Origin of the sequence: Scandinavium sp. NPDC088450 (assembly GCF_044900545.1) — a bacterium.
Lineage (GTDB): Bacteria > Pseudomonadota > Gammaproteobacteria > Enterobacterales > Enterobacteriaceae > Scandinavium.
Genome location: NZ_JBJDNI010000002.1, coordinates 79,639 through 93,527, shown reverse-complemented (window position 1 = coordinate 93,527; position 13,889 = coordinate 79,639). Strand labels below are relative to the sequence as shown.

Below are 13,889 nucleotides of genomic sequence, written 5' to 3'. Positions count from 1 at the left end.
GATAAATAAACTCGCCTAATCATCCAGCGCCAACTAATAAGCAATTGTTGATTAGAAAAACTAATCCTTTTTGCTTTGCCTTAGAAATTTTCAATCGTGATCTATCGCACAAATCGCTACTCTCCCGCCATCATCGACGGGGGCGAACATGCTGCTACACATTCTTTATCTGATTGGGATCACCGCGGAAGCGATGACGGGCGCATTGGCCGCCGGTCGACGTCGCATGGATACCTTTGGTGTCATCATCATCGCGACAGCCACTGCACTTGGCGGCGGGTCCGTACGCGACATTCTGCTCGGGCACTACCCACTCGGTTGGGTGAGGCATCCTGAGTATGTGATCATCGTTGCTACCGCCGCCGTGTTAACCACTATTGTGGCCCCGGTAATGCCACACCTGCGCCGCCTGTTTCTGGTCCTTGATGCGTTGGGCCTCGTGGTGTTCTCTATCATTGGCGCTCAAATCGCTCTCGATATGGGTGAAGGCCCGGTGATCGCTTCTATTGCCGCTGTCGTGACCGGCGTATTTGGCGGCGTTCTGCGTGATATGTTCTGTAAGCGCATCCCTTTGGTCTTCCAGAAAGAGCTGTATGCAGGTGTCTCCTTTGCGTCTGCCGTGCTTTATATTGCCCTTCAGCACTATGTCAGCAGCCACGATGTGGTGGTGATCGCCACACTGCTGTTCGGCTTTACCCTGCGCCTGTTGGCACTTCGCCTGAAACTCGGCCTGCCCGTTTTTCACTACAAGCACAGCGCTCACTGAGGCTTAAAACCCGCAATCCCTTGCTCACCTAACCAAAGCGCAAGCGATTTCACCTGCGGTTCTGCCAGCCAGCGCACCATCTGGCTGGCTTTTTGCGTGCCAATCCATGAGATTTTTTTCCATTCAGACTCCTGTAATTCCACCAGTTGCTGCCAGCTTCGGCCCTCAATATTCAGCAAGGCCTTTTGGTTAAGTGGGATCCCCATCGCCAGAAGCCATTTTGAAAACGGCTGCTGCCGGGTCAGATTGAACTGATGCCAAAGCTGCCGGGCACGATGAGGGGAAACGCCAGGCGTCTGCTCTAACTGCGCTTCACTCAACGTCAGCCACGAGAAAAGATGCTCAAAATGGTGTGTTTCGCTGAGTTGCCGCCATAACACGCCACCCACGCTATCCACGGCCAGCTGCTTCCCGGCCCAAATCATCCTCGCCAGAAACTGCGGCTGGCACTCATCAGATACCCAGTAGCATGTCGATGAGGTCAGTGAGGAAAGCGGCGGGCTCGGCTTGTGCCGCTCAGTGGCTCGCCAGGCAACACCATCGATTCTGGGTATCCCCTGCCCCGCCAGGCTGATGTTCAGGCGATCGCCGGCCACAATATCCAGTTCATTCCAACGTCTGAGCGAACCCACGTTGACTCGCTGAACCTGCTTATCATCAAGCTGGACGGCTTCAAGCAAAGCCACCACCGAGACCTTTCCCGTTCGCCCAACGTTGAATTCGATAGCTTTTACCTCGGCAATTTGCGTCACAGGCGCATATTTCCAGGCCGCTACCCAACTCCCTTCGCCAGGAAGCCATAACCGGCCAGGCGGTTCTTTTGCCGAACGCACCACGACACCATCAGTGACAAAAGGCAGAGGCGTAGAAAACCAGGCTTGACGCTGAGCCTCTACCTCTGAAACCCGCTTCACCGGCCGTGAATACTCCAGGACATAGGGAAACCCAGCTTCATTGAGCAACATCAGGCGCTCTGACATCTGTGCGGGCCCATCTGGCCAGGCCCAGACAAAAACGGAGAGATCGTTAAGCAGAGCACTGTTGGTCTTGCTCAACAAAGCCCCGGCCACTTTTGCCCTGGCGTTCAGTCCCCCCATCGCTTGCTGAATATGGCCTTCACGACGCAGAAACAGCTCTCCCTGCAAAACGCTGTTTGCCAGTTCACCGCGCACAATTTTAGGCACTAACGGCATCTGTTTTACTTTTGCCGTCCAGTCTTCCCCTGCCAGCCCGTTACCGCGGCTGACGGCCTGAAGCAACTTTCCGTTGCGATAAACAAGCGTGACCGCTACGCCGTCAACTTTTGGCTGAACCCAGAGATCAGTTTTGTCAGCCATCCATTGCGCCATTGATATCGGGTCTTTCAGCTTACGCACGCCAGTGTGCGCCACGGAATGAGCCGTACTCCCCTTCAGACGCGGTAATGCAGGTTCTTCTGACACGGTGCCGAAACAGCCTTGCCACTGCCTTAATTGAGCACTGAGCTGATCATACTGGTCATCACTCACGTCACTTCTCCCTAATTGCCAGTAGGCGGCATCCCATTGTGATAATTGATTTTCCAGCCTCGCCATCTCTTGCGTCGCCTGGGCTTCTGACCATTTGGGGCAAGCTGACTGGGCTTCACAGCCTGTCAGCGCTACCGCCAGCACAATCATTCTTCGCGTTATCCCTTTCATTTCGTTTCTCCTGCCTGATTGCGGCAGGTTGTAACGCGATAAAAAAAGCGTTTCGAGTGCGACTTTCGTGGAATGCGTGACGGCTTCAGAGAAATCAGCGTTGTTGCAGGAATAAACAAAGAAATCAGGAAAACAGTACGCAAAATGGAAGAAACTGAGGCAAAAAGTGTGACGGGGGCTACGTCACTCAGCGCCGACGTGTATAATAGGCTCGTATGTAGACTTTCTTTCGACTCACATACACAAGACTCTCATGGCTCAAGGCACGCTTTATATTGTTTCTGCCCCTAGTGGCGCGGGTAAATCCAGCCTGATTCAGGCATTACTGAAAACCCAACCGTTGTACGACACCCAGGTTTCTGTTTCGCACACCACGCGCGCGCCGCGTCCTGGTGAAGTGCACGGCGAACACTATTTCTTTGTGAATCACGACGAATTCAAAGAAATGATCGGCAGAGAGGCGTTTCTTGAGCACGCAGAAGTGTTTGGCAATTACTACGGCACCTCGCGTGAAACCATCGAGCAAGTGCTGAAAAGCGGCGTTGATGTGTTTCTCGATATCGACTGGCAAGGCGCGCAGCAAATTCGCAAAGCGATGCCAGAATCACGCAGTATCTTTATTCTGCCGCCGTCGAAAGACGAATTAGACCGCCGTCTGCGGGGTCGTGGTCAGGATAGCGAAGAAGTCATTGCCAAACGCATGGCGCAGGCGGTTGCAGAAATGAGCCACTACGCTGAGTATAATTACCTGATTGTGAACGATGATTTTGATACCGCCCTCGGCGATTTGAAAACCATCATTCGTGCTGAACGTCTGCGCATGAGCCGCCAAAAGCAGCGTCATGACGCTTTAATCAGCAAACTATTGGCAGACTGAACCCACATTCAGTATCATGCCCAGTCATTTCTTCACCTGTGGAGCTTTAATTATATGGCACGCGTAACTGTTCAGGACGCTGTAGAGAAAATTGGTAACCGTTTTGACTTAGTACTGGTCGCCGCGCGTCGCGCTCGTCAGATGCAGGTGGGCGGTAAAGATCCGCTGGTTGCGGAAGAAAACGATAAAACTACCGTTATCGCGCTGCGCGAAATCGAAGAAGGTCTGATCAACAACCAGATCCTCGACGTGCGTGAGCGCCAGGAGCAGCAAGAGCAGGAAGCCGCAGAACTGCAGGCCGTCACCGCCATTGCTGAAGGTCGTCGTTAATTAACCCTGCGGGTCGCCCTTGTATCTGTTTGAGAGCCTGAATCAACTGATTCAAACTTACCTGCCCGAAGACCAAATCAAACGTCTTCAGCAGGCTTATCTCGTTGCACGTGATGCTCACGAGGGACAAACACGCTCAAGCGGTGAACCCTACATCACGCACCCGGTAGCCGTTGCCTGCATTCTGGCCGAGATGAAACTCGACTATGAAACGCTGATGGCCGCCCTGCTGCATGATGTGATTGAAGATACCCCCGCCACCTACCAGGACATGGAGCAGCTTTTTGGTAAAAGCGTTGCTGAACTGGTAGAAGGGGTGTCGAAACTTGATAAGCTCAAGTTCCGCGACAAGAAAGAGGCGCAAGCCGAAAACTTCCGCAAGATGATTATGGCGATGGTGCAAGATATCCGCGTCATCCTCATCAAACTCGCCGACCGTACCCACAACATGCGCACGCTGGGCTCTCTTCGCCCGGACAAACGTCGCCGCATCGCCCGTGAAACGCTGGAAATTTACAGCCCACTGGCCCACCGTTTAGGTATTCATCACATTAAAACTGAGCTCGAAGAGCTGGGTTTTGAAGCGCTGTACCCGAACCGCTATCGGGTCATCAAAGAAGTGGTGAAAGCCGCGCGTGGCAACCGTAAAGAGATGATTCAAAAAATCCTCTCTGAAATTGACGGGCGTTTGCAGGAAGCGGGCATTCCGTGTCGCGTCAGCGGTCGTGAAAAGCATCTCTACTCTATCTATTGCAAAATGGTGCTCAAAGAGCAGCGTTTTCACTCGATCATGGATATCTACGCTTTCCGCGTGATCGTTCATGACGTTGATACCTGTTATCGCGTATTGGGGCAGATGCACAGCCTGTATAAGCCACGTCCTGGCCGTGTGAAAGACTACATTGCCATTCCAAAAGCGAACGGCTATCAATCTTTGCACACCTCCATGATCGGGCCTCATGGCGTACCCGTCGAAGTGCAAATTCGCACCGAAGACATGGACGTGATGGCAGAGATGGGTGTTGCCGCACACTGGGCTTATAAAGAGAACGGCGAGAGCAGTACTACCGCACAAATCCGCGCCCAGCGCTGGATGCAAAGCCTGCTGGAGCTGCAGCAGAGCGCGGGCAGCTCATTTGAATTCATTGAGAGCGTAAAATCTGATCTCTTCCCGGATGAGATTTATGTTTTCACCCCGGAAGGTCGCATTGTCGAACTTCCCGCTGGCGCAACTCCGGTCGATTTCGCCTATGCAGTGCACACCGATATCGGTCACGCCTGCGTGGGCGCACGTGTCGACAGGCAGCCTTATCCGCTGTCTCAGCCGCTCAGCAGCGGTCAGACCGTGGAAATCATCACCGCACCTGGCGCTCGCCCGAATGCCGCGTGGCTGAACTTTGTCGTCAGCTCCAAAGCGCGTGCCAGAATTCGTCAGTTGCTGAAAAACCTCAAGCGTGATGATTCCGTGAGCCTCGGCCGCCGTCTGCTTAACCATGCGTTGGGTGGCAGCCGTAAACTGGCTGAAATTCCTCAGGAAAACATCCATCGCGAGCTGGTGCGTATGAAGCTTGCGACGCTGGACGATCTGCTGGCTGAAATCGGCCTTGGCAACGCCATGAGCGTCGTGGTGGCGAAAAACCTTCAGCAGGGCGAAGCCAGCGCAGCGCAACCAACGCCTGCCGGTCACGGTCATCTGCCGATTAAAGGCGCGGACGGTGTGCTTATAACCTTTGCTAAGTGCTGCCGCCCTATTCCAGGCGATCCGATTATCGCCCACGTCAGCCCAGGCAAAGGGTTGGTTATCCACCACGAGTCCTGTCGAAATATTCGCGGCTACCAAAAAGAGCCGGAAAAATTCATGGCTGTGGAATGGGATAAAGAGACCGAACAGGAATTTATCACCGAAATTAAGGTGGATATGTTCAACCATCAGGGTGCGCTGGCGAATCTTACCGCCGCGATTAACACCGCCTCATCGAACATTCAGAGCCTGAATACCGAAGAGAAAGATGGTCGCGTCTATAGCGCCTTTATTCGTCTGACGGCACGCGATCGCGTCCATCTGGCTAACATCATGCGTAAAATTCGCGTCATGCCGGATGTGATTAAAGTCACCCGTAACCGAAACTAGTGTTATGAATCCACAGCGTTATGCGCGTATCTGTGAGATGCTCGCCAGGCGTCAGCCTGATCTGACGGTCTGCATGGAGCAGGTCCATAAACCCCATAACGTCTCGGCGATTGTTCGCACTGCCGATGCCGTCGGCGTCCATGAAGTGCACGCCGTCTGGCCGGGCAGCCGCATGCGTACCATGGTGTCTGCCGCCGCAGGCAGCAACAGTTGGGTGCAGGTGAAAACCCATCCGACCATTGGTGAAGCCGTTAGCACCTTGAAAGGTCGCGGGATGCAAATTCTTGCCACGCACCTGTCAGATAAAGCCGTCGATTTCCGCGAAATAGATTACACCCGCCCGACCTGTATTCTGATGGGTCAGGAAAAAACCGGCATTAGCCAGGAAGCGCTGGACCTTGCGGATCAGGACATTATTATCCCGATGACGGGCATGGTGCAGTCTCTCAACGTTTCCGTGGCTTCCGCCCTGATCCTCTACGAAGCGCAGCGCCAGCGACAAAACGCAGGCATGTACAAACGTGCCAACAGTATGCTGCCTGATGAGGAACAACAGCGCCTGCTGTTCGAAGGCGGCTACCCGGTGCTGGCACATGTGGCGAAGCGCAAGAAGCTGCCTTATCCGCATGTGAATACCCAGGGCGAAATCGAGGCCGACGAAGCCTGGTGGTCCACCCTACAGGCGGCGAAATAAGCCATGAAAGGCCGCCTGCTGGATGCCGTGCCGCTGAGCGCACTCACTGGCGTTGGCGCTGCGCAGACAAGCAAACTGGCGAAAATCGGCCTGCATAACGTGCAGGATTTGCTGCTTCACCTGCCACTGCGCTACGAAGACCGCACCCATCTTTACCCTATCAACGACCTGCTGCCGGGCATTTACGCCACGGTAGAAGGTGAAGTGCTCAACAGCAACATCACCTTCGGCGGCCGCAGAATGATGACCTGCCAGATAAGCGATGGCACCGGCATCCTCACCATGCGCTTCTTCAACTTCAATGCGGCGATGAAAAACAGCCTCGCCACTGGCCGCCGCGTGCTGGCCTACGGCGAAGCGAAGCGTGGAAAATACGGCGCAGAGATGATCCACCCTGAATACCGCATTCAGGGCGATTTGAGCGAGCCGGAGTTACAGGAAACGCTGACACCGGTTTATCCCACAACAGAAGGTGTACGCCAGGCAACGTTGAGGAAACTAACCGATCAGGCGCTGGATTTGCTCGATACCTGCGCCATCGCCGAACTGCTGCCGCCGGAACTTGCGCAAGGGTTGATGAGCCTTCCTGAAGCGTTGCGCACCCTCCATCGCCCCCCGCCGTCATTGCAGTTAACCGATCTGGAAAGCGGGCAACATCCCGCCCAGCGCCGCCTGATTATGGAAGAGCTGCTGGCGCATAACCTCAGCATGCTTGCTCTGCGTGCTGGCGCGCAGCGTTATCATGCCGAGCCGCTCAGTGCCAAAGACGACCTGAAAAACGGCTTGCTGGCAGCGTTACCGTTCAAACCCACTGGCGCACAGGCGCGAGTGGTGGCCGAAATTGAAAAAGACATGGCGCAGGATATCCCGATGATGCGCCTGGTTCAGGGCGACGTCGGTTCGGGTAAAACGCTGGTCGCAGCTCTCGCCGCGTTAAGAGCTATTGCTCACGGCAAGCAGGTTGGACTGATGGCCCCGACAGAATTGCTGGCAGAACAGCATGCCAACAACTTCCGTAACTGGTTTGCGCCGCTCGGCATTGAAGTGGGCTGGCTGGCAGGCAAACAGAAAGGGAAAGCGCGTCTGGCACAGCAGGAAGCCATTGCCAGTGGTCAGGTGCAGATGGTTGTTGGCACACATGCCATTTTCCAGGAACAGGTGCAATTTAACGGTCTGGCGTTGGTTATCATCGACGAACAGCATCGCTTTGGCGTGCATCAGCGTCTGGCGCTGTGGGAAAAAGGTCAGCAACAGGGATTCCATCCTCACCAGTTGATCATGACCGCAACGCCCATCCCACGCACCCTGGCGATGACAGCCTATGCCGACCTGGATACGTCGGTCATCGACGAACTCCCGCCAGGACGCACACCTGTCACAACGGTTGCCATTGCCGATACGCGTCGCAACGAGATTATTGACCGGGTACGTAACGCCTGCACACACGAAGGCCGCCAGGCTTACTGGGTTTGCACCCTGATTGAAGAGTCCGATTTACTGGAAGCACAGGCGGCTGAAGCCACCTGGGAAGAGCTGAAAATCGCTCTGCCAGAACTGAATATCGGCCTTGTTCATGGGCGCATGAAGCCCGCGGAAAAACAGGCGGTGATGCAGGCCTTCAAACAAGGCGAGCTGCACTTGCTGATTGCCACCACGGTGATTGAAGTCGGCGTGGATGTGCCTAACGCCAGCCTGATGATTATCGAAAACCCGGAACGCCTGGGGCTTGCGCAGCTGCACCAGCTTCGCGGGCGCGTCGGGCGTGGCGCGGTCGCTTCTCACTGTGTACTACTCTATAAAGCGCCGCTGTCGAAAACAGCGCAAAAGCGTCTGCAGGTCTTACGCGACAGCAATGACGGTTTTGTCATTGCGCAGAAGGACCTGGAAATCCGCGGTCCGGGTGAACTGCTGGGCACGCGTCAGACCGGGAACGCTGAATTCAAAGTCGCTGACTTGTTGCGTGATCAAGCCATCATCCCCGATGTTCAGCGCATCGCACGCCATATTCACGACAAATACCCGCAGCAGGCTTTGGCGTTGATTGAGCGCTGGATGCCGGAAACCGAACGTTATTCCAACGCGTAGCCCTTCGCGGCTGCGTGCCATTTTAGCTTTCACAATGAGTACGTTATGAGACGAGAACTTGCCATCGAATTTTCGCGTGTGACTGAGGCTGCCGCCCTGGCGGGCTACAAGTGGCTGGGCCGCGGTGACAAAAACACCGCAGATGGCGCAGCGGTTAACGCGATGCGCATCATGCTCAATAAGGTCAACATCGACGGCACCATCGTGATTGGCGAAGGTGAGATTGATGAAGCGCCGATGTTGTTTATCGGCGAGCAGGTTGGTACGGGCAATGGCGATGCCGTGGATATCGCCGTAGACCCGATTGAAGGCACCCGCATGACGGCAATGGGTCAGGCCAACGCGCTGGCGGTGCTGGCGGTGGGCGATAAAGGCTGCTTCCTGAACGCGCCAGATATGTACATGGAAAAGTTGATTGTCGGCCCTGGCGCGAAAGGTGTTATCGACCTCAACCTGCCGCTGGAAACGAACCTGCGCAATGTTGCCATTGCACTCGATAAGCCCCTCGAAGAACTGACTGTCACCATTCTGGCGAAACCCCGTCACGATAAAGTGATTGCCGAGATGCAGAAACTTGGCGTGCGTGTCTTTGCTATTCCGGATGGCGACGTTGCGGCCTCCATTCTGACCTGCATGCCAGACAGTGAAGTGGATGTGCTTTACGGCATTGGCGGCGCGCCAGAAGGCGTGGTGTCTGCGGCAGTGATCCGCGCGCTGGATGGCGATATGCACGGTCGCCTGTTGGCTCGTCATGACGTCAAAGGCGATTCTGAAGAAAACCGCCGTATTGGCGAGACTGAGCTGGAACGCTGCGCGGCAATGGGCATTGAAGCGGGTAAAGTGCTGCGTCTGGAAGAGATGGCGAAGAGCGATAACGTGATCTTCTCCGCCACCGGGATCACCAAAGGCGACCTGCTGGAAGGGATCACCCGCAAAGGCAATATCGCCACCACGGAAACGCTGCTTATCCGTGGCAAATCGCGCACCATCCGCCGTATTCAGTCCATTCACTATCTGGACCGCAAAGACCCGGAAATCCAGCTGCACATCCTGTAAATCATTTGTCCGCAAGAGCTTTCCAGCCTGTTAAGGGCTGGAAATCTTCTTCTCACCTGGCGAAGATAGAACTATCAACGCAACGAGGAGAAAATCATGGCGGATTGGGTTACCGGAAAAGTCACCAAAGTCGAGAACTGGACAGACGCTCTGTTCAGCCTCACCGTTCATGCCCCCGTTCACCCCTTTACGGCCGGACAATTCACCAAGCTTGGGCTGGAAATTGACGGCGAGCGCGTTCAGCGCGCTTACTCCTATGTCAACGCACCCAATAATCCCGATCTTGAGTTCTATCTGGTCACTGTGCCGGAAGGCAAGCTTAGCCCTCGACTGGCGGCGCTGAAGCCCGGGGATGAAGTTCAGTTGGTGAGTGAAGCCGCGGGGTTCTTCGTGCTGGATGAAGTGCCAGACTGCGACACATTGTGGATGCTGGCGACTGGCACTGCGCTCGGGCCGTATCTGTCGATTTTGCAGGAAGGCAAAGATCTTGAGCGTTTCAACAATCTGGTGCTGGTACATGCGGTGCGCTTCGCCGCAGATTTAAGCTATCTGCCGCTGATGCTGGAGCTTCAGCAACGCTACGAAGGGAAACTGCGGATTCAAACCGTGGTGAGCCGTGAGAGCGTTTCTGGCTCATTGACCGGACGCGTTCCGGCGCTGATAGAAAACGGCTCGTTAGAAGAGGCGGTTGGCCTGACGATGACGGCTGAAAACAGCCACGTGATGCTTTGTGGCAACCCGCAGATGGTGCGAGATACGCAGCAGTTGCTGAAAGAGTCCCGGCAGATGACCAAACATCTGCGCCGTCGACCGGGCCACATGACCGCTGAACACTACTGGTGATCAGCGGTATTTCACATCCTGAGTTTCTTTGCCGTATTTATTTTCGCCCTGGGTGCCCACAAACGCACCCAGATCGATAAGCATCATCACAATAATGAGCGTGGGGACAAACCGCCCAACACCCCATTGCCAGACGCCCGGCAGCACGGCCCAGTTACCGGCCAGCAGCATCCAGGCCAGCACCATCAACAATGCCCAGATGCCTGATTTGCCTCGGTCATGCAGACGTTTTACCGTCACGGCGGCTGTCGGCCACAACAGGCACACCAGCGCGAAGGCGGCGGTTTGCAGATTCAGCCAGCCGCCACCGGCCAGCGTGAAGAGGACAATCATCGCCAGCACCCAGATGCCCATCCAAATCCAGAAGTCACGGCGCCCGATGCGCCCTTTAATCGAAAATAGCCACTGCTGTAGGGTCATGGAAGATTCCTGATTTTCATAATGCCGCGTAGTTTACCCTGAAGTGGTCTCTTTTTGACAAGCGGGGCCGTTTACCGTTTTAATCGTCAGCATGAAAATGCTCAGGTGGTATCAATGACGAAATGGCTGACTCTGTGTTTTATCGGGCTTGCAACGCTGGTTGCCGGGCCGTACGCGCTATCTGCTGAATCCGCCGATACCACCACTGCGCCTTACTTACTGCCCGGTTCACCGACGTTTGACCTCTCCATTAGTCAATTCCGGGAGAGGTTTAATGCTGAGAATCCAACCCTGGCGTTAAACGAGTTTCGATCCATCACCACCAGCCGCGATCAGCTTGCCCTGACCCGCGCGGCCAGCAAAATTAACGAAAATTTGTATGCCTCGACCGCGCTTGAGCGCGGCACGCTGAAGATTAAGTCGATGCAGATAACCTGGCTGCCGATTCAGGGCCCGGAACAGAAAGCCGCCAAAGCGAAGGCTTACGAGTACATGAGCGCCATGATTCGCGTGTTCACCCCTTCAATCACCAAAGCGCAAAGCCTGCAGAAACTGCAAAAATTGTTCGCAGCCGGAAAAAGTAAACGCTATTACAGTACCAGTGAAGGTGCCATTCGCTATGTTGTCGCGGACAACGGCGAAAAAGGGCTAACCTTCGCCATTGAACCGATTAAGCTGGCGCTATCTGAGTCACTGCAAGGCAACAATAAATGACAAAAAGCAAAGCCTTTCCCGCGCCGGATCTCTATACTGTTTCACAGACCATGCTGCCCTGACGGGCGGCCATCTTCCTTAATTCGCTTAAGTAGCGTGGAGAATTCAAATGCGACATCCTTTAGTGATGGGTAACTGGAAACTGAACGGCAGCCGCCACATGGTAAACGAGCTGGTGACTAACCTGCGTAAAGAGCTGAGCGGCGTGACCGGTTGTGACGTAGCCATCGCTCCACCAGAAATGTACCTCGATCTGGCTAAACAGGCCGCTGGCGGCAGCCACATCAATCTGGGCGCGCAGAACGTTGACCTGAACCTGTCTGGCGCATTCACCGGTGAAACCTCCGCGGAAATGCTGAAAGATATCGGTGCTCAGTACATCATTATCGGTCACTCAGAGCGTCGTACTTATCACAAAGAATCTGACGAGCTGATCGCCAAGAAATTCGCTGTGCTGAAAGCGCAGGGTCTGACTCCGGTTCTGTGCATCGGTGAAACCGAAGCAGAAAACGAAGCGGGCAAAACTGAAGAAGTTTGTGCACGTCAGATTGACGCCGTGCTGAAAACTCAGGGCGCAGCCGCTTTCGAAGGTGTTGTTATCGCTTACGAACCAGTATGGGCAATCGGTACTGGCAAATCTGCTACTCCAGCTCAGGCTCAGGCCGTTCACAAATTCATCCGTGACCACATTGCTAAAGCAGACGCGAAAGTGGCTGAGCAAGTGATCATCCAGTACGGCGGTTCCGTGAACGCGGCAAACGCAGCAGAACTGTTCACCCAGCCAGACATCGACGGCGCGCTGGTTGGCGGTGCTTCCCTGAAAGCAGACGCTTTCGCGGTCATCGTTAAAGCAGCAGAAGCCGCTAAACAGGCTTAATCGCTGTTTGCGAACCCGAAGGCCCGGTCATCGCGACCGGGCTTTTTTTATAGCTTGCCGAGTAGCTGATACCACGCATAGTCCAGCGGTAACAACAGCAGATAACTCGCCAACGCCAGCATCAGGCAAAGCATCATCCCGGCCTTTGCAGGCACTTTTCCTAGCGCCATCGCCACCACAATCGGCGAAGCCTGATACGGCAGCAGCGGCGTCGAATACCCCAACACCTGAATCATTATCACGCTGAGCAGCGGAAAACCTGTCGCGTCAGCGAAGCTTTGCGCAAAGGTCGTATACAGCGCCGGAACGCCGTTGGCGGTCATGATAAAGTTCAGGGCGGTGGTGATCCCGGTCAGCGCCAGGAAGCTGGTGAAGGGGCGCTCAGGGTCGAGCGGCATCAGCTGCAATAACATTTGCCCGACAGCTTCGCCAATGCCGGTTTGCGTCACCGTGATCGCCAGCCCCAAAATGCCTGCCACGTAAATACAGGTGCGGATATTTACCCCTGTCGCAAACTCTTCGCCGCTGATAAAGCCCACCCGTGGCAGCAGCGTGACAAAGGCCGCCGCCAGCCCCGTCCACGCTGGGCCTATGCCATGCCAGCTTTCGGTCACCCAAAGGGTTAACACTATCGCCAGCAACCACGCCAGGCGCTTCTCATCGCGGCTCATGGGTGTTGGGGCGATAACATCACTCGCCCGTTGCGGCTTGCCCGGGAATAACCAGCAAATCAGCGCAATCAGCAACCCCCCTTTCAGCCAGCCTAACACTGGCGTGTGCAGCAGCAGATAAGGGAGATAGTTCAGATGAATGCCGTAAGACCCTTCCGCCGCGCCACTCATCACCAGATTCGGGACGTTAGCAGGCAGAATGGTGGCGGAAAGCTGGAACGTGCCAAACCCTACCGCAAGCGCCAGACCATACCAGGCGCGAGTGCCTTCATGAATACCCGCCCGGGCCGCCGTCGCCGCCACAATGGGCATCAGCAGTGCAATTCGCCCCATGTTTGAGGGCATCACAAAAGCCAGCGCGTAGCTGAGTAAGACGACGCTTGCGACCATCAGCGGCCACGAGTCGGTCAGTCTCGCGGACAATGCCCGAGCGGCCCTGTCTGCCAGACCGGTTTTACGAATGGCTATCCCCAGCACAAACCCGCTGAAGACCAGCCAAAAGGCCGAAGAAGCAAAGCCGCCAAAGATAACGTCCGGCGGGGCGATTTTGGTCGCCATGGCCAGGGTAAAAAACAGCAGCGCGGTGATAAATTCCGGCAACAGCGAGGTGGCCCAAAGCACAATGGTCAGGCCGACAATCAGTGAGGGTAAAAACAGAGGATGTGAAAGCCAGAGCGACATACCTGTCTCCTGTCGTTTTTTTCAGCAAGTCTACGACGACAGGAGAAACAGGTAAACGCCAGAAC

Annotated in this window: 13 protein-coding genes; 10 read left to right on the top strand and 3 right to left on the bottom strand. The window is 55.1% G+C overall.

Annotated elements, in window-relative coordinates; genetic code table 11:
- The first annotated feature begins 148 nt into the window (after nt 1-148).
- On the top strand, nt 149-766 hold the full coding sequence (locus ACI2I2_RS03025) for a trimeric intracellular cation channel family protein (protein ID WP_404656561.1): 618 nt from the start codon (nt 149-151) through the stop codon (nt 764-766).
- Here ACI2I2_RS03025 and ligB read toward each other — a convergent pair.
- Nucleotides 760-2,445: an NAD-dependent DNA ligase LigB gene (gene ligB, locus ACI2I2_RS03020; protein ID WP_404656560.1), complete on the bottom strand. Its 1,686-nt coding sequence runs from the start codon at nt 2,443-2,445 to the stop codon at nt 760-762. The genes ACI2I2_RS03025 and ligB overlap by 7 nt on opposite strands.
- A gap of 253 nt (nt 2,446-2,698) precedes the next feature.
- On the opposite strand from ligB, the gene gmk reads away from it, so the two are divergent.
- The 7 genes from gmk (at nt 2,699) to fpr (ending at nt 10,461) form a co-directional block, all read left to right on the top strand.
- Nucleotides 2,699-3,322 (top strand): guanylate kinase, encoded by a 624-nt coding sequence (gmk, locus tag ACI2I2_RS03015; protein ID WP_404656559.1) that lies wholly within the window; start codon nt 2,699-2,701, stop codon nt 3,320-3,322.
- A 54-nt stretch (nt 3,323-3,376) separates the two neighbouring features.
- Nucleotides 3,377-3,652, top strand: a complete 276-nt coding sequence (rpoZ, locus tag ACI2I2_RS03010) for a DNA-directed RNA polymerase subunit omega (RefSeq protein ID WP_031523238.1) — start codon at nt 3,377-3,379, stop codon at nt 3,650-3,652.
- A 19-nt stretch (nt 3,653-3,671) separates the two neighbouring features.
- Nucleotides 3,672-5,783 carry a bifunctional GTP diphosphokinase/guanosine-3',5'-bis pyrophosphate 3'-pyrophosphohydrolase gene (gene spoT / locus ACI2I2_RS03005; RefSeq protein ID WP_330984687.1) on the top strand — a complete coding sequence of 704 codons (2,112 nt, stop codon included), beginning with the start codon at nt 3,672-3,674 and terminating at the stop codon, nt 5,781-5,783.
- A gap of 4 nt (nt 5,784-5,787) precedes the next feature.
- Nucleotides 5,788-6,477, top strand: coding sequence for a tRNA (guanosine(18)-2'-O)-methyltransferase TrmH (gene trmH / locus ACI2I2_RS03000; RefSeq protein ID WP_404656558.1), 690 nt, complete (start codon nt 5,788-5,790; stop codon nt 6,475-6,477).
- A 3-nt stretch (nt 6,478-6,480) separates the two neighbouring features.
- Nucleotides 6,481-8,562, top strand: coding sequence for an ATP-dependent DNA helicase RecG (gene recG / locus ACI2I2_RS02995; RefSeq protein ID WP_404656557.1), 2,082 nt, complete (start codon nt 6,481-6,483; stop codon nt 8,560-8,562).
- 45 nt (nt 8,563-8,607) lie between these two features.
- Entirely contained in the window at nt 8,608-9,618 is a 1,011-nt protein-coding gene (gene glpX / locus ACI2I2_RS02990) for a class II fructose-bisphosphatase (protein WP_404656556.1), read from the top strand.
- A gap of 96 nt (nt 9,619-9,714) precedes the next feature.
- Nucleotides 9,715-10,461, top strand: coding sequence for a ferredoxin--NADP(+) reductase (fpr, locus tag ACI2I2_RS02985; RefSeq protein WP_404656555.1), 747 nt, complete (start codon nt 9,715-9,717; stop codon nt 10,459-10,461).
- On the opposite strand, the gene ACI2I2_RS02980 is transcribed toward fpr, so the two are convergent.
- Complete coding sequence (locus ACI2I2_RS02980) at nt 10,462-10,881, bottom strand: DUF805 domain-containing protein (protein ID WP_404656554.1); 420 nt, start codon at nt 10,879-10,881, stop codon at nt 10,462-10,464.
- Nucleotides 10,882-10,995: 114 nt separating this feature from the next.
- Here ACI2I2_RS02980 and ACI2I2_RS02975 point away from each other — a divergent pair, with 114 nt between their 5' ends.
- Both ACI2I2_RS02975 and tpiA read left to right on the top strand, forming a co-directional pair.
- Entirely contained in the window at nt 10,996-11,595 is a 600-nt protein-coding gene (locus ACI2I2_RS02975; RefSeq protein WP_404656553.1) for a DUF1454 family protein, read from the top strand.
- A 109-nt stretch (nt 11,596-11,704) separates the two neighbouring features.
- The gene (gene tpiA, locus ACI2I2_RS02970; protein WP_404656552.1) at nt 11,705-12,472 is read left to right on the top strand and encodes a triose-phosphate isomerase; all 768 of its coding nucleotides are present in this window, start codon (nt 11,705-11,707) and stop codon (nt 12,470-12,472) included.
- 47 nt (nt 12,473-12,519) lie between these two features.
- Here the strand turns inward: tpiA and ACI2I2_RS02965 are convergent, their stop codons facing one another.
- Nucleotides 12,520-13,824 (bottom strand): SLC13 family permease, encoded by a 1,305-nt coding sequence (locus ACI2I2_RS02965; RefSeq protein WP_404656551.1) that lies wholly within the window; start codon nt 13,822-13,824, stop codon nt 12,520-12,522.
- Nucleotides 13,825-13,889 lie beyond the last annotated feature (65 nt).